The organism is Virgifigura deserti (assembly GCA_003576685.1).
Classification (GTDB): domain Bacteria; phylum Pseudomonadota; class Alphaproteobacteria; order Dongiales; family Dongiaceae; genus Virgifigura; species Virgifigura deserti.
This window is the reverse complement of sequence record QOZR01000010.1, coordinates 1-15,618: the sequence shown is the minus strand read 5'-3', so window position 1 is coordinate 15,618 and position 15,618 is coordinate 1. Positions and strand designations below refer to the sequence as shown.

The window sequence follows — 15,618 nt, the reverse complement described above, 5'->3', positions numbered from 1 at the left end:
CTTCTTCTTGATCATTGCGCCGGCGCCGATTTCGACTGGGCTGTTCGACCGGGCGTGGCGTGTCTTCCGCCAGCTTACACGGGCGGTGGCGGCGAGGAAAGAGCGAGCAGCGGCTTATCTTGTGCTTATCCTGCGGATGTCGGTGCCATGGACAGCTTCTGTTGGAGGCTTTTAGTCTGCGAGCACGCCATCCTGCGACAGGCGCAAGGAAACGGAGGCGAGAACATTTGGCAAATCTTCTGCTCGACCGGACCGTCCGGCTTGCGGTGACGGGCCTCAGCGGTGCCGGCAAGACCGTCTTCATCACGTCCGTCATTCACAATCTGCTGAGCGCAGCACACCGGCCGTCACTTCTGCCGCTGCTCGGCGTGCAGGCGCGAGGCGCGGTCGCGGCGGCGCAGATCATCTCCGGCGCCACGCTCTCGCGGCCGCTCTTTCCCTACGCGGAGGCGATCGCCGCGATGGCCGGAACGCCGCCGACCTGGCCGGAAGGGACCAGGGACATCAGCCAGATTCGCGTCGCGATCCGATACCGGCCGGAGGGAATCGTCAGCCGGCAGCTCGGCCGCGTGGCCACGCTCGGCCTCGACATCATCGACTATCCGGGCGAGTGGCTGATCGACCTGCCGATGCTGGAGCAGAGCTTCGCCCAGTGGTCGGCTGGCGTGCTGGCCCTCTGCCGGCAGGAGCCGCGGCAGAGCCTTGCGGCGGATTGGCTCGGCTTCCTCAAGACCCTGGCGCCGGAGGGTCCGGCCGACGAGAGCAAGGCGCGCGAGGCGGCTGCCCGCTACACCGACTTCCTGCGCCGCTGCAAGGAGCCGCGCCATGGGCTGAGCCTAGTCCAGCCCGGGCGCTTCGTGCTGCCCGGCGCCTATGAGGGGGCGCCGATCCTGTGGTTCTGTCCACTTGAAGGAACGGGGGACATGAAACCGGCCCGGGGTTCTCTGCGCGCCCTCATGGAATCGCGCTATGACGCCTATCGGCGGGAGATCGTCCGCAAATTCTACCGCGAGCATTTTCGCACCTTCGACCGCCAGATCGTGCTGGTCGACCTGCTGCGCGCGCTCGACGGCGGGCGCCATGCCTTCGAGGATGCGCGCGCCGCGCTAACCGCCATTCTCGGCAGCTTCGACTTCGGCAGGCCGAGCTGGCTTGCGCCGCTGCTGGGATCGCGGATCGATCGGGTGCTGTTCGCCGCCACCAAGGCGGATCACGTCACGCCGGGCCAGTACGGCAATCTGCGCAGCCTGCTGGGTGAGATGATGGCGGCGCCGAGCCTCGATATGCGTTTCGCCGGCGGCTCGGTCGCCGTGCGGGCGCTCGCCGCGGTCCGCTGCACGGAGGTCGGCCGGGGTCGCGTGAACGGCCGGGAGGTGCGGATGATCCGCGGGATTCCGGTGGGCGAGAGCGAGCCCCGGCTGCTTTATCCCGGTGACGTGCCGGCAAGCCCGCCCCCGCCCGGCCACTGGGAGGCGCCGCCGGCCGAGTTCCCGAATTTCCGGCCGCCGCCGATTTCGGCTGCGCCGGTCGCCGGCATTCCCCATATCGGTCTCGACGAGGCACTGGAGTTCCTGATCGGAGACAAGTTCCGATGACCCGCACCCGATGGATCGAGCCCGACACCGAATTCGTGATCGAAACAGAGCAGCCGACGGCGGACCGGGCGGTCGTACCCGTTTCCGACACGCCGCCGGAGCCGCCGCGCCGCTCGCGCCCGGCGCGCCGGTTCTTGCTTATGCTGGCGCTTCTGATCCTCGCCCTGATCGGCTTCGAGCTGGGCAGCTTCGTTCATGCCCGCTTCGAGCAGCATTGGGCGCTCGGCGCCGGATATGGCGTGCTGATCGGCGTGGTGGCGATCAGCGGTCTCGCCTGGGCCAGCATCGAAGTCCGGGCCCTGCGCCGGCTCGAGAGCGTCGACCGGGCGCGCGCCCGGTTGCAGGCGAAGGCCGGGCAGGACGCGACGGCGGAGACCGCGCGGCTGATCGCGGAGGTTTCCGCCGTGCTGTCGCGCCGCCCCGCGCTCGCCGGGGCCATCCGGCGGTATGAGCAGAAGGTCCAGGACACCCATGAGGCGCCGCAGCGTCTGGCCCTGTTCAAGCAGGAAGTTCTGAGCGTCGTCGACGACCAAGCCTATCGCGTCGTCGGTCGCGCCGCGCGCGATGTCGGCATCATCACCACTGTGGTGCCGACCGCGCTGGCGGACGCGGCGGTGATGGTCTGGCGCAACATCCGCATGGTGCGGGAACTCGCCGAGCTTTACGGCTATCGCACGGGTCCGGTCAGTACCTGGGTGCTGATCCGGCGCCTGCTGTCCGGCGTGGCGCTGGTGGCGGCGACCGATGTGGCCGGAACGGTCCTGGCGCAGCAGCTCGGCGGCGCCCTGACGGACGTCGTGGCGACAAGGCTGGGCGGCAGCGCCGTCGCCACCACGCGCACGCTGCGGCTGGGCCTGCTGGCGATGCAGCTCTGCCGGGCAGTGCCGTTCGGAGAGGACGAGTTGCCGACCCTGCGCCGGTTCACCACGGCGGTGCTGGGGCAGGGAAAGAACAGGGACGCAACAGGCGCCGATGACCGTCATCGATAAGAGCGACGTGCCGACGCCCCCGCAGCGCGAGAGGCCGCTGTTCTAGCCGCGCGCCGCTTATTTCAGCAGGATGTTCGAGATCTCGCGGAGCTGGGTGCGGGCGCGGAGCAGGAAGAAGCCCTGCGAGGCAAGATGGCTGGGCACGAACTGCGCGTCGGGCTCGCCGTTCACGACGACGAGCGGCTGAAGGGTCGAGGCCTGCTCGAAGCTGTCCATCATCTGGTCCCAGGCCGCCTGCAGCTCCCGCTCGGCGATCACCGACTGGTAGTCGACGCCGATCCCCCGCAGGAGCAGTCCATAGGCATAGAGGCGGCCCTTGATGTTGTAGAAGATGTCGTCCGCCCGGAAATCGAGGATGCCGCCGGCGTTCTGCGCCAGATGCTGGTCGAGAACCGCCGACGCCGAACCGAGGTCGGCGGCCATGCGGTCGAGCGTGGCGAGCAGGTTGTCGGAGCGGCGCTCGAACACCGCATTGCCGGCGGCAAGCCGCTGGTTATAGGAGATCAGCGCCCGCTGGGCGGCGCGGTACTGAGTCTCCGAGGAGGCGGTCGGCGCCCAGGAGGTCGACAGATCGAAGATCCAGACGTCGCCCGGATATTTCAGGAGGCCGGCGGCCTTCTCCAGATCGGCGTCGGCCCGGCTCGAGCCCCGGGTGCGGCCGATCTGGTCGGTCATTTCGACGGCGAAGCGGCTCAGCGCGGCGATGATGCCCTGCTGGAAGTTGGGCATGTTGTCGAGCGCGGCGCCGGGCAGGAAGAAGGGGTCGTTGGCGGTCCAGTGGTTCTCGTCGACCTCACGCGTGATAAGCGCGGCCGCCGTCGCAATGGCATGGCTGGCCTCGGGCGCGACTTCGGCCGGCGCGAACGCCGGATCGTCGTCGATCTCATGCACCCAGACCATGCCTATCGGGTAATAGAGGAGCAGAAGCGCGAGCAGCAGGAGCGCCAGGAAACCGAGCGTCCGCCACCTCGGCCGGCCGAAACGCCAGGGTGCCGAAAGGCGGAAGCGCCGCTTCGGCTGATCGTCGAGAAGGAAATCGTCCTGCATTCCGGCCTCCGGCCCTAGAGCGCCTTCTTAGATGAGAGTGCCGAGGCCACGGCGCAAGGCGCCGTTCAGGCCGCGCTCCGTCACGGCCGCAGATAGCCGACGATATCCTCGACCTCCGCCATGATCGGTCCGGCGATCGCCCTTGCCCGCTCGGCCCCCTGCCGGAGGACCGAATCGACATGCCCGGGCTCGGCGAGAAGCCGCTTCATCTCGCCGCCCATCTCGCCGAGCGTGGCGACCGCGAGATCGGTCAGCGCCCGCTTGAAGGCCGAGAACTCCTGGCCCGCGAATTCGTCGAGAACCGCCCTCGCCGGCTTGTCGGCCAGCGCGGCATAGATGCCGAGCAGGTTGAAGGCCTCGGGACGCGCCGATTCGGCGCCCGGGTCGACGGTCCCGTCGGCGCGCAGGACTTCCGGCCCCGGCAGGGGGTTCGGATCGGTCTTCGCCTTGCGGATCTTCAGCGCCACCGTGTCGGCATCGTCGGTCATGTTGATCCGGCTGTAGTCGGACGGGTCCGACTTGCTCATCTTCTTGGCCCCGTCGCGCAGGCTCATGACGCGCGTGGCCGTGCCCAGGATCTGCGGCTCGGGCAGGGGGAAGAAGTCGACCTCATAGTCGTTGTTGAACTTCTGGGCGATGTCGCGGGCGAGCTCCAGATGCTGCTTCTGGTCCTCGCCGACAGGCACATGGGTCGCCTTGTAGGCGAGGATATCGGCCGCCATCAGGTTCGGATAGACATAGAGCCCCGCCGAGGCGTTCTCGCGGTCCTTGCCGGCCTTCTCCTTGAACTGCGTCATCCGGTTCAGCCAGCCGATCCGGGCGACGCAGTTGAAGACCCAGGCGAGCTGGGCGTGCGCCGGCACCTGGCTTTGGTTGAAGACGATGTGACGGTCGGCATCGATCCCGGCGGCAAGGAAGGCGGCGGCCACCTCGCGGGTCTGGGCGCGGAGCTGGGCTGGATCCTGCCAGACGGTGATCGCGTGCATGTCGACGATGCAGTAGATGCACTCGAACCGGTCCTGCAGCTTCACCCAGTTGCGGATGGCGCCGAGATAATTGCCGAGATGCAGGTTGCCGGTGGGCTGGACGCCGGAGAAGATTCGGTTCATGTCGTGAAATACCCATGCAGAGGCGCGGTGTTATCGCCCCATCGGGGCCCAGGGTCAAGCAAGGGGGCAAGGGCGCTGTCCCGGTTTGGATCTCGGCTCCCGATCCGAAGGGAATGCTGGGGGCCGATCGGGAACCGCATCCCACGTGGATGTTTGAACTTCGTAAACTCATCATGTAACCAGCGAGCATGAAAGCCTTGGTTACAGGAAGCGCCGGACATCTTGGTGAGGCGCTGGTCCGGACCTTGACGGACTTGAAGCAGGAGGTCGTTGGCCTCGACATCCTTGAATCCCCGTTCACCACTCATCTCGGTTCGATAACCGACCGCTCCTTCGTAAAGCGTTGCATGCGCGGCGTGCAGGCCGTCTTCCACACGGCCACCCTGCATAAGCCTCATGTCGTCACCCATAGCCAACAGGACTTTATCGACACCAACATCACGGGCACGCTCACTCTGCTGGAAGAAGCCGCGGCCGCCGGTGTCGAATCCTTTGTCTACACGAGCACAACCAGCGTCTTCGGCGACGCCCTGGTACCGCCTGCCGGTGCTCCGGCGGCATGGGTGACGGAGACTGTCACGCCCGTTCCCAAGAACATCTATGGCGTGACCAAGGCGGCGGCGGAGGATCTTTGCCAGCTATCCCATAGGAATCAGGGGCTTGCATGTCTCGTGCTTAGAACGTCGCGCTTCTTCCCCGAAGAGGACGACAACAAGGCTGTGCGGGAAGCCTATCCAGACGCCAATATCAAGGCGAATGAATATCTCTTCCGGCGCGTGGATATCGAAGATGTCGTAAGCGCACATCTGCTGGCCGCCGAACACGCGCCCGCAATCGGGTTTCGCACATATGTCATCAGCGCAACCACGCCGTTTCTGCCTGACGACCTGCCAGACCTGCGTTCCGATGCGCCGCTGGCGGTTCGGCGGCGCGTTCCGGACTATGAAGTCGAGTATGAGCGTCGTGGCTGGACGATGTTTCCAAGCATCGACCGGGTGTATGTCAACGAACGCGCTCGAACTGATCTCGGTTGGCGACCGCGATATGACTTCAACGACATCCTCGCCCGCCTGAGAACGGGGAACGACATCGGAAGTCCTTTGGCGCGGACCATCGGATCGAAGGGGTACCATGCCGAGGCGTTTGCCGATGGGCCTTATCCCGTGGAATCATCCCGTTCCTTCACCAACTCTTCTCGGTGACTCCCTGTCATCGCCGAGTCAGGCCGTCCTTTGCCGGCGGCGCAGGAGTTGGCGGAACTCGTCGGCCTTGAGGGCACCGCAGGCCAGCGCCAGCCCCCCGAAGAGTCCCATCCCGCCGAACACGAGAACCGCCAGGGCCGCGGCGGCGAGCGGGAGCGGCCCGGCGAGCGCCGGTTCGAGGAGCTCGGCCGCCACCCACAGGGCGCCGCCCATCACCAGGCTGCAGACGAGGGTTCGCGGCAGGCGCTCGCGCAGCCGCGCATCGGTCTTCAGGAACCCCGACCGGTGGAGGCGCCAGGCCAGCAGCCCGACATTGATCCAGGAGGCGATCGCGGTGGCCAGCGCGATTCCGACGAAGGCGAAGACCTGGAACAGAAGCAGGCTGAGGACGACATTGGCGACGACACTGATCGCGCCGAACCGGAACGGCGTCGCCGTGTCCTCGCGGGCGAAGAAGGCGGGCGCCAGCGCCTTCACCAGCACATAGGCCGGCAGGCCGGTGGCGAAGGCGGCGAGCGCCAAGGTCGTGGCCTCGGCCGCCGCCGCGTCGAAGGCGCCGCGCTCGAACAGGACGGAGATGATCGGTCCCGGAATCGCGATCAGCGCCGCCGCCGCCGGCAGGGTCAGGAGCAGCGCGAATTCGAGGCAGCGGTTCATCGAGTCCATCGCCGCCGCCGGCCGGTTCGCGCGCAGGCTGCGCGTCAGCTCCGGCAGCAGCACGACGCCGACCGCCGCACCGATCACGCCGAGCGGCAGCTGATAGATCCGGTCGGCGTAATAGAGATAGGAGACCGCGCCCGGCTGGAGCGTGGCGATGATGGTGCCGACCAGCAGGTTGATCTGCATGACGCCGGCACCCAGCACGCCCGGCCCCATCAGCCGGAGCAGCCGGCGGACGGGCGGCGTGAGCCGTGGCATCGGCAGGTGGAGCGCCATGCCGGCCCGGTGGCAGGCGGCGACGAGCCAGAGGAACTGGCAGATGCCGGCGACGGCGACCGCCCAGGCGAGGACATGGCCGGGCATGCCGGTCAGCGGCGCGACGACGGCGAGCGCCAGGATCATCACGATATTGAGCAGGATCGGCGCCGCAGCGGCATGGCCGAAGCGGTGCAGCGAGTTGAGGACCCCGCTCTGCAGCGCGATCAGCGACATGAACAGCAGATAGGGAAAGGTGATCTGGGTGAGCTGCACCGCGAGGTCGAACTTCGCCGGCTCCTCTGCGAAGCCGGGGGCAATCAGCATCATCAGCCAGGGCATGGCGATCTGCGCCAGGACCGTCAGCGCCAGAAGCGCCGTCAGGAGGACCGCCAGCGCCTGCTCGGCGAAGCGCCGCGCCGCCTCGCGCCCGTCCTCCTCCAGCCGCCGCGCGAACAGCGGCACGAAGGCGGAATTGAACGCGCCCTCGGCGAACAGGCGACGGAATAGGTTCGGAAACCGGAAGGCGACGAAGAAGGCATCGGCGACTGGCCCGGCCCCAAGGACGAGGGCGATCAGGATATCGCGGACGAAGCCCAGAACCCGGCTGACCATGGTAAGGCCGCCGACCGTGGCAAGAGACCGGAAGAGCACCATGGCGTCGGTGTTTAGCGGATTACGCCGAGCTTAGGAAGCGAGAGCTTGGCGTGGACCGAAGACACGTCGGATATGGTTCCGCGCCGCTACTCCGCCGCAGCCGTGTCCTTCGCCGCCTTCGCCGCCGAGGATGCCTCCGCCGCCGGCTCCTCCAGCACCTCTATCAGCCGGGCTCGGATCGCCTTCAGCTTTATCTCGTTCTCGACCTTCAGGCCGAACAGGTCCTTGACGTAGAAGACGTCGACGGCGCGCTCGCCATAGGTCGAGATCTTGGCGCTGGAGATCTGGAGATTGAGGTCGGTGAGCGCCCAGGTGAGCTGGTGCAGCAGCCCCTTGCGGTCGCGGCCATTGACCTCGATCACCGTATGGCTGTTGCTCGCCCGGTTGTCGATCAGCACGCGGGGCGCCACCTTGAACACCGCGAGGCGGCTGGGAAAGGCCGGCTTGCGGCGCTCCAGCTCGGCCATCGGGCCGGGGCCGCCCGCCAGAACGCGCGCCACCGTAGCCTTCAGCCGCGTCAGCCGCTCCAGCCGGTCGAAGGCGCGGCCTTCGTCGTCCTGGACCCAGAAACTGTCGAGCGCCATGCCGTTCGCGAGCGTGAAGATGCGGGCGTCGACGATGTTGGCGCCGCTGATCGCGAAGGCGCCGGCGAGGCGCGAGAACAAGCCGGGCTGGTCGGGCGTGTAGACCGTCACCTCGGTCACGGCGCGCCAGAGGTCGATCTGCACATTGATCGACAGCATTTCGCCGGCCGCCTCGGCCGCCTGCACCTGCCGCGCATGGCGGGCATGGGTCGTCGCATCGAAGGACAGCCAGTAGGACGGATAGCCGCGAGCGATGTGGGCGGCGCGCTCGGCGTCGCTCCAGTCGGGCAACTCGGCGGTCAGCGCGGCGATCGCAGCGGCGACGCGCGCCTCGCGGCCTTCGGTGACGAGGCCGCCGGACAGCTGCTCCTCGGTCCGGTAATAGAGCTCGCGCAGCAGCGCCGCCTTCCAGCCGTTCCATGTCTTGGGGCCGACGGCCCGGATATCGGCCACGGTCAGCACCAACAGCAGGCGCAGCCGCTCCAGCGACTGAACCTGGTCGGCGAAGTCGGCGATGGTCTTGGGGTCGTCGATGTCGCGCTTGAAGGCGCTGTTGCTCATCAGCAGGTGATGGCGGACCAGCCAGGCGACCGTCTCCGTCTCCTCGTCGCTGAGGCCGAGGCGGGGGCAGAGCTTCTGCGCGACGCGGGCGCCCAGCTCCGAATGATCGCCGCCGCGGCCCTTGGCGATATCATGCAGCAGCACCGCGAGATAGAGAACCCGGCGCGACAGGACCTTGTGCACCGCGTGGCTGGCGATCGGCACCTCATCCTTCAGCACGCCCTGCTCAATCCGATGCAGGATGCCGATCGCGAAGATCGTGTGCTCGTCGACCGTGTAGTGGTGGTACATGTCGTACTGCATCTGCGCGACCACCCGGCCGAAATCGGGAATGAAGCGGCCGAATATGCCGGCTTCGTTCAGGCGGCGTAGAGTAGCTTCCGGTCCCTTGGGCGAAGTCAGCATCTCGACAAACAAGCGGTTCGCCTCCGGATCGGCGCGGAGCTGCCGATTGACCAGCTTCAGATGCTGCGTCACCAGCCGCAGCGCCGCCGGATGGATGTCCAGCTCGTAGCGCTGGGCGACATGGAAGAGCCGCAGCAGATTCACCGGGTCGGCCGTGAAGGTCTGGGCATCCGGGACGGTCAGGCGGCCATTGTCGAAGCCGAACCCCTCGATCTCGCGGCGGAGGAGCCCCAGGGTCGGCAGGCGGAAGAGAGGCTTGCGCTGATGCTCGGCCTCGAGCATCGCGCAGAAGATGCGCGTGAGATTGCCGACGCTCTTGGCGATCAGGAAATAGTGCTTCATCAGCCGCTCGACGCCCTTGGTGCCGGCATGGTCGGTGTAGCCCATGCGGCGGCTGATCTCGGCCTGGACGTCGAAGGTCAGGCGCTCCTCGGCGCGCGCCGTCAGATAATGGAGATGGCAGCGGAGCGTCCAGAGGAAGGTCTGCGCCTTCTCGAAGATCTTCACCTCCTTGCGCGTCAGCACGCCACGATCAATCAGGACCGCAACATCGTCCACGCGGTAGAGATATTTCGCGATCCAGAACAGCGTGTGGAGGTCGCGCAGGCCTCCCTTGCCCTCCTTGATGTTCGGCTCGAGGGCATAGCGGGAATCGCCCATGCGGCGGTGCCGTTCGTCGCGTTCGGCCAGTTTCGCCTCGACGAAGTCCGGGCCGCTGCCGGTAACGATCTCCTTCTGGAACCGGCTTCGCATCTCCTGGAAGAGCGCGGGTTTGCCGGCGAGGAACCGAGCCTCGAGAAGGCTGGTGCGGATCGTCATGTCGCCCTTCGCCTGGCGCATGCAGTCGTCGATCGAGCGCGTCGCGTGACCGACCTTCAGCCCGAGGTCCCACAGCCGATAGAGTATGTATTCCACCACCTGCTCGGTGGAGGGCGTCAGCTTGTAGGGCAGCAGGAACAAGAGATCGACGTCGGAATGCGGCGCCATCTCGCCCCGGCCATAGCCGCCGACCGCGACGATTGCGACATGCTCGGCGGCGCTGGGATTGGCGACCGGATAGACATGGATGGCGGTGAAGTCGTAGAGCGTGCGGATCAACTGATCGACCAGGAAACAGGTCTCGCGCGCGACCGCGCGGCCGTCGGCGCTCGCGTCGAAGCGGCGGCGGATCTCCTCCCGGCCGGCGGCCAGGACGGTGCGCAGCGCGACCAGCACGGCAGCGCGCTCGGCCGTCGCGTCGAGCTTCACCGCCGCGATGTCGGACAGCGCCGCCGCGAGCTTTCGCCGGTCGATGATGGCGCGCTGATCGCGGATGGATTCCATGGCGTTGAGATGTCCTTCCGATCGGGAAAGGGCAAGACCCGGCCCAGGCATCATGATATCGGGCTACTATGCCACAGCGGCGGCGCTGGTGTCCCGTTACTGACGCGTGGTAACCGAGCGCGCGGTAACCGGGTGTTAGCGGCGGAACACCTAGTTTGGAATTACTGGGCGAGAGGCAAAATGCGTGCCGAGCCTTCGCTTACGCGCGGCGACACCTAAATTGATGAACGAACCTTATCAAAGAGACCTCTTATGAAACGCGGCCTCTCGATCTTGTTTTCCGGCTTTTTGCTGACGGCCTGTGCCGGCGACCGCGATGAGCGGACGTTCGAGAGGCCGGTGACGGCCAGCTTCGTCGCCGAGGAAGCTGACGTCGTCGAGGTGCGGGTGACGGACGAGCAGCCCGTCGAGGCGGTGGAGCTGGTCGGCCCCGACGGTCGGGTCTACAGGGCCCACCAGATCCTGCGCGACCGGATCGTCGAGGAGCGCGGCGGGGCGCTCTCGAATCTCGGAATCGGGGTCGGCGTCACCGGCGGCAGCAGCAGCCGCATTGGCACCAGCATCGGACTCGGCTTTCCCCTCGGCGGGTTCGGCGGCGCGGCCGACGAGCCCGAGGTGCTCAGCCGCGCCCGCATCCAGATCGAGGATATGGCGGCCTATCGGGCCGATTGGCAGGATTGGACGGTCAGGATCCAGCTCGGCACCTCGGAAACCGGCCTGCGCTTCATGGAAGTGCCGGCGCCATCCCCGCCGCCGGCGGAATGATCATCGGGGATGACGCGGACCGGTCCGCTATAAGAAGGGTGCTTCCCGGTGCCGCGCCGGGAAGGGGCTCCCGCCCGGGGCGGCGACCGATCGCGCGGCCGGCTGCGCCAGATAGAGAATTTCCGCATACAGATAGGCCGAAAGGCCGAGGACAAAGAACGTAAGCCCCTGATCGCCGGGTGACTGTACAAGCAAGGGGAGCGCCGCCGCCACCGCGTACATCGCCAGCGTTCGCCGATTGAACTGGTCCAGACCGGCGAGCAAGACGCCCAGAACCGCGAGTTGATAGGCATAGGCGACGTGAAAATTCACCGGCAGCCACTCGATGATGGTCATGCCGGGCCACCAACGGTCGAAGCGGACGCTGATCAGAGCCGAACAGACCAGCAGGAACAGCGCCAACCCGCCCCACAGACTGGTCCTTTCCTGTTCTCCCCTATCCTGCTCCGGATCGATAATACGCCGAGCGACATGGCAGGCGAGCAGAAGGTAGATCGCGGCCGGGTACCATGCGGCCGGATTGCCGTGGCGGGTCAACGGGTCGAGCAGCGGAATGTAGAGCAGGCTGACGGCCGCATGAACGATCAGCAGCGCGAGCAGCACTGGGCGGATCGCGATGAGCGCGCGTGTGTCAGGCAGGATCTGCGCCAGCCCGCCCCGCAGTTCGGGCCGCTGGGCCGCGATCGCGCAGAGGACCAGGAAGTCCGCGACGAGTTCGGTCCCTTCCTCGACGCCTGTTCGCAGGCCCTTCGACCAGTATGGCCATTCGACCTTGTGCTCCAGGAATTCCTGAATGCCGATGCTGCCATAAAGAGCGAAGGCGAAGAAGAGAAGCCAACCGCTGGTGCGCGTCTCGGTTCGGGCGATGAGGCGGCAGACCGCATAGAGCGCGGCCGCGGCGAATAAGGCACCGACCAGAAGCAAGCCCACCAGTGCGACACCGAACCCGGAATCAAAGGTCCGCTCATGCAGCGAGCCGAGTTCATCCCATGACAGGACCAGGAAGATCACGGCGAGCAGAAGCCATGGCGCGCGATGACCCGCGACCCCCCGGCAGAAGAACTCGTAAAATGACAGCGTGCACAAGAGAAGGAGGGCACTGATCCACCACACCGCGAAGTTCATCTCCGAGCCGATATTGACGGCGAAGACGAACGCATCGAGGCGCCAGCTTTGCCACGCGAAATAAGTCCAGACGGTGACGATCGCCACGAGGATCAGGCTGACCGACAACACGAATTTACGCCAGGATACGGCCAGCGCCGCTCTGATGATCCCATCCATCGGGTACGATCGGGGACTCCGCTGAGATATGAACGTGAAAACACGCCGGTTTACGGCGGTCTTGCGGTCCGCATGAAGTGTAACGGCAAGATGTTTGTAATGTTCCAGACTGCCACGCAGGGTGAGCTGCCGTAGCGCCCTCCCATCGTGCCGCAAAGACGTCGTCCATCCTGTCAGACGTTCCCGGCCGATCGCGCCACAATTTGGACAAGATATGCCGCTTGCCTCTTGCGGCGCGAAGCGAGGCGGAACAAGGACGACGCAACGACAATGGATCAGCAAGATCGAAGGGAGGGTTCCGACGAAGCGAGCGGACAGAGTTCCCGCCTGGACAAGGCCCTTTTCGTCGCCTTCATCGCGGCGTTGATGCTGATCGCCCTAATGGCAGGCGCCATCGTCACCGCGGCTGATATCTTCCCCGGTACCCAGATCGCCCGCGCCTATCAGGGCGCGAAGGCCTATTACGAGAAGCTCACCGCCTATCAGGACGTCTATGCGTCCGACCTGTGGCAGCCGGTGCGCGGCCCCGATCAAGGGGTCACGACCTACCGTCCGTCACAGGCACAGGACGGCGTCACGCTCTATAGCTCGGGCCACGATGCCGCGGCATTTCTCGTCTCGATGGAGGGCGAGGTGCTGCATGAATGGCGCCGTCCCTTCAGCACGGTGTGGAACGAGAATGCCGCGGTGAAGAACCCGCAGCCCGACTCCTATGTCTATTTCCGCAAGGCGACGGTCTATCCGAACGGCGACCTCCTCGCGGTCTATGAGGGGGCCGGCGACACGCCCTATGGCTATGGCGTGGTCAAGCTGAACCGCGATTCAGAGGTGATTTGGAGCTATCTGAGCCATACCCATCATGACATCGACATCGGTCCCGACGGCCGGATCTACCTCCTGACGCACGAATTCGTGCAGGAGCCGTTGGACGGGTACGGCAACCTGGCGTCTCCACGGCTCGACGACTTCCTGGTCGTGCTGTCGCCCGAGGGCGAGGAACTCGAGAAGATTCCGCTGATTCAGCGCGTCTCGAAATCGCCGTACCGGCATCTGCTCCATACCGTCTCGTCCTATGCGGTCGCGGACCCGCTCCACGCGAATGGGGTGGACGTGATCACCGAAGAGGCCGCCGCGAACTTTCCCTTCGGAAAACCGGGCCAGGTCCTGCTGTCCTTTCGCGAGCTCGGCGCGATCGGCGTGCTGGATCTCGACAGCGAAGAGTTGGTCTGGGCTGCGCGCGGACCCTGGATCGGCCAGCATGATCCCGACATCCTGGCCAATGGCGACATCCTGCTGTTCGACAATTACGGGCATTTCAGACTGCCGGAAAGGCAGTCGCGGGTAATTGAGTTCGATCCGCGGACGATGGAGATCGTCTGGCAATATGCCGGCACCGCCGACCGGCCGCTCGACAGCGCGATCCGCGCGTCCCAAGAGCGGCTGGCGAACGGCAATACGCTCATCACCGAGTCGAACGGGGGACGCATTCTCGAAGTCACGCCGGAAGGCGAGATCGTCTGGGAATTCGTCAATCCGGTCCGCGGCGGCGCGGACGACGCGAAGCGTCCCATCATCTGCTGGGCGCAGCGATTGGACCCGGCCAGTCTTGACCCGGCCCTTTTGACGCCGGGTCAATAGGCGGCTCAGCGGGGCAGGAGGCCTCGCAGCCGGTAGAGCAGCTCCAGCGCGTCCTTCGGCGCCAGCTCGTCCGGATTGACCGCGGCGAGCGCCTCTTCCACCGGAGAGGGACCGGGCGCCATGACAGGCTGTTGCGCCGCGGCGGAGAACAGCGGCAGGTCGTCGGCGAGCCGGGTAAGCGCGCCCGCCTGCTCGCCCTGCTCCAGCGTCTCCAGCACCTGCTCGGCCCGTGCCACCGCCGCCGGCGGCAGGCCGGCGAGCTTGGCCACATGGATGCCGTAGGAGCGGTCTGCCGCGCCCGGCGCCACCTCATGCAGGAACACCACCTCGTTCTGCCATTCCTTCACCCGCATCGAATGCGGCGCCAGCGCGGGCAGCTTGGCGGCGAGCGCCGTCAGTTCGTGATAATGGGTGGCGAAGAGCGCGCGGCTGCGGTTGACCTCATGCAGGTGCTCGACGCAGGACCAGGCGATCGACAGCCCGTCGAAGGTCGCGGTGCCGCGGCCGATCTCGTCGAGGATGACGAGCGCGCGCGGACCCGCCTGGTTCAGGATCGCCGCCGTCTCGACCATCTCGACCATGAAGGTGGAGCGGCCGCGCGCCAGATCGTCGGCGGCGCCGACCCGGCTGAACAGGCGGTCGACGACACCGATATGGGCCGCCGCCGCCGGCACGTAGGAGCCGATCTGCGCCAGCACCGCGATCAGCGCGTTCTGCCGCAGGAAGGTCGATTTGCCGGCCATGTTGGGACCGGTCAGGAGCCACAGGCGGCGCTCCTGCCCGAGGTCGCAGTCATTGGCGACGAAGCTGCCCTCCTGGCTGCGGGCGAGCGCCGCCTCGACCACCGGATGCCGGCCCTGCTCGATGCGGAAGGCGAGGCTGTCATCGACAACCGGCCGGCAATAGCGCTGCTCGACCGCGAGCTCGGCCAGGGCCGACGCCATGTCGAGGTTGGCGAGCGCTCGCGCGGCCAATGCGACCGGCTCCGACCGCGCCACGATCTCGCCGACGAGATCTTCGAACAGCGCCAGCTCGACCGCCAGCGCCTTGTCCGCTGCGCTGGCGATGCGGCGCTCCAGCTCCCCCAGCTCGACGGTGGTGTAGCGCACCGCGCTCGCCAGCGTCTGGCGGTGGATGAAGGGCGACGAGGCGTCTGCCCGCGCCAATTTGTCGGCGTGGGTCGGCGTCGTCTCGACATAATAGCCGAGCACATTGTTGTGGCGGATCTTCAGCGAGCCGATCCCGGTCTCGTCACGATAGCGCGCCTCGAGCCCGAGGATCAGCTTACGGCCCTCGTCGCGAAGGCTTCGAAGCTCGTCGAGCTCGTTCGAATAGCCGCGCGCGACGAAGCCGCCGTCGCGGGCGAGGAGCGGCGGGTCGGCGGCGAGCGCCCGCTTCAGGCGGTCGACCAGATCGGCATGATGGCCGAGGCCGCGCGCGGCGGCGGCGATGCCCTCGGGCGCTGGCGCCAGCCCCGGCGCGCCCAGCATCTCGCGCAGCGCCGCGGCCTCGGCCAGCGCATCGCGAACGGCGGCGAGGTCGCG

General features: G+C 66.7%; 11 protein-coding genes. 5 read left to right on the top strand and 6 right to left on the bottom strand.

What is annotated here, in order from left to right:
- Window positions 1–227: 227 nt before the first annotated feature.
- Together DT069_RS17005 and DT069_RS17000 are read left to right on the top strand one after the other, a co-directional pair.
- A complete protein-coding gene (locus DT069_RS17005) occupies window positions 228–1,595 on the top strand; it encodes a YcjX family GTP-binding protein (RefSeq protein ID WP_162913249.1) in 1,368 nt (455 codons plus the stop codon).
- Window positions 1,592–2,584 (top strand): TIGR01620 family protein, encoded by a 993-nt coding sequence (locus tag DT069_RS17000; RefSeq protein ID WP_119461523.1) that lies wholly within the window; start codon window positions 1,592–1,594, stop codon window positions 2,582–2,584. Before DT069_RS17005 ends, DT069_RS17000 begins: the two co-directional genes overlap by 4 nt.
- Window positions 2,585–2,641: 57 nt before the next feature.
- Here the strand turns inward: DT069_RS17000 and DT069_RS16995 are convergent, their stop codons facing one another.
- Window positions 2,642–3,631 (bottom strand): DUF2333 family protein, encoded by a 990-nt coding sequence (locus DT069_RS16995; RefSeq protein ID WP_119461522.1) that lies wholly within the window; start codon window positions 3,629–3,631, stop codon window positions 2,642–2,644.
- Between the two features lie 80 nt (window positions 3,632–3,711).
- Window positions 3,712–4,740, bottom strand: a complete 1,029-nt coding sequence (trpS, locus tag DT069_RS16990) for a tryptophan--tRNA ligase (protein WP_119461521.1) — start codon at window positions 4,738–4,740, stop codon at window positions 3,712–3,714.
- Window positions 4,741–4,928: 188 nt separating this feature from the next.
- Here trpS and DT069_RS16985 point away from each other — a divergent pair, with 188 nt between their 5' ends.
- Entirely contained in the window at window positions 4,929–5,942 is a 1,014-nt protein-coding gene (locus DT069_RS16985) for an NAD-dependent epimerase/dehydratase family protein (protein WP_119461520.1), read from the top strand.
- Between the two features lie 18 nt (window positions 5,943–5,960).
- On the opposite strand, the gene murJ is transcribed toward DT069_RS16985, so the two are convergent.
- Together murJ and DT069_RS16975 are read right to left on the bottom strand one after the other, a co-directional pair.
- The gene (gene murJ / locus DT069_RS16980) at window positions 5,961–7,514 is read right to left on the bottom strand and encodes a murein biosynthesis integral membrane protein MurJ (RefSeq protein WP_119461519.1); all 1,554 of its coding nucleotides are present in this window, start codon (window positions 7,512–7,514) and stop codon (window positions 5,961–5,963) included.
- An 86-nt stretch (window positions 7,515–7,600) separates the two neighbouring features.
- The gene (locus tag DT069_RS16975) at window positions 7,601–10,387 is read right to left on the bottom strand and encodes a [protein-PII] uridylyltransferase (RefSeq protein ID WP_119461518.1); all 2,787 of its coding nucleotides are present in this window, start codon (window positions 10,385–10,387) and stop codon (window positions 7,601–7,603) included.
- Between the two features lie 252 nt (window positions 10,388–10,639).
- On the opposite strand from DT069_RS16975, the gene DT069_RS16970 reads away from it, so the two are divergent.
- Window positions 10,640–11,152 (top strand): hypothetical protein, encoded by a 513-nt coding sequence (locus DT069_RS16970; RefSeq protein WP_119461517.1) that lies wholly within the window; start codon window positions 10,640–10,642, stop codon window positions 11,150–11,152.
- Window positions 11,153–11,179: 27 nt separating this feature from the next.
- Here DT069_RS16970 and DT069_RS16965 read toward each other — a convergent pair whose 3' ends face one another.
- The gene (locus DT069_RS16965) at window positions 11,180–12,436 is read right to left on the bottom strand and encodes an Asp23/Gls24 family envelope stress response protein (protein ID WP_119461516.1); all 1,257 of its coding nucleotides are present in this window, start codon (window positions 12,434–12,436) and stop codon (window positions 11,180–11,182) included.
- A gap of 270 nt (window positions 12,437–12,706) precedes the next feature.
- Between DT069_RS16965 and DT069_RS16960 the strand changes: the two genes are divergently transcribed.
- Window positions 12,707–14,074 (top strand): arylsulfotransferase family protein, encoded by a 1,368-nt coding sequence (locus DT069_RS16960; RefSeq protein WP_119461515.1) that lies wholly within the window; start codon window positions 12,707–12,709, stop codon window positions 14,072–14,074.
- Between the two features lie 5 nt (window positions 14,075–14,079).
- On the opposite strand, the gene mutS is transcribed toward DT069_RS16960, so the two are convergent.
- Window positions 14,080–15,618 (bottom strand): DNA mismatch repair protein MutS (gene mutS, locus DT069_RS16955; RefSeq protein WP_119461514.1); only part of this gene is annotated, 1,539 nt, incomplete at its 5' end.

Excerpts from the sequence above, each read along its gene's own strand:
- DT069_RS16995 (WP_119461522.1), bottom strand. The coding sequence starts at position 3,631 with ATGCAGGACGATTTCCTTCTCGACGATCAGCCGAAGCGGCGCTTCCGC.
- DT069_RS16960 (WP_119461515.1), top strand. The coding sequence starts at position 12,707 with ATGGATCAGCAAGATCGAAGGGAGGGTTCCGACGAAGCGAGCGGACAG.
- DT069_RS16965 (WP_119461516.1), bottom strand. The coding sequence starts at position 12,436 with ATGGATGGGATCATCAGAGCGGCGCTGGCCGTATCCTGGCGTAAATTC.
- DT069_RS17000 (WP_119461523.1), top strand. The coding sequence starts at position 1,592 with ATGACCCGCACCCGATGGATCGAGCCCGACACCGAATTCGTGATCGAA.
- murJ (WP_119461519.1), bottom strand. The coding sequence starts at position 7,514 with ATGGTGCTCTTCCGGTCTCTTGCCACGGTCGGCGGCCTTACCATGGTC.
- trpS (WP_119461521.1), bottom strand. The coding sequence starts at position 4,740 with ATGAACCGAATCTTCTCCGGCGTCCAGCCCACCGGCAACCTGCATCTC.
- DT069_RS16985 (WP_119461520.1), top strand. The coding sequence starts at position 4,929 with ATGAAAGCCTTGGTTACAGGAAGCGCCGGACATCTTGGTGAGGCGCTG.
- DT069_RS16970 (WP_119461517.1), top strand. The coding sequence starts at position 10,640 with ATGAAACGCGGCCTCTCGATCTTGTTTTCCGGCTTTTTGCTGACGGCC.
- DT069_RS16975 (WP_119461518.1), bottom strand. The coding sequence starts at position 10,387 with ATGGAATCCATCCGCGATCAGCGCGCCATCATCGACCGGCGAAAGCTC.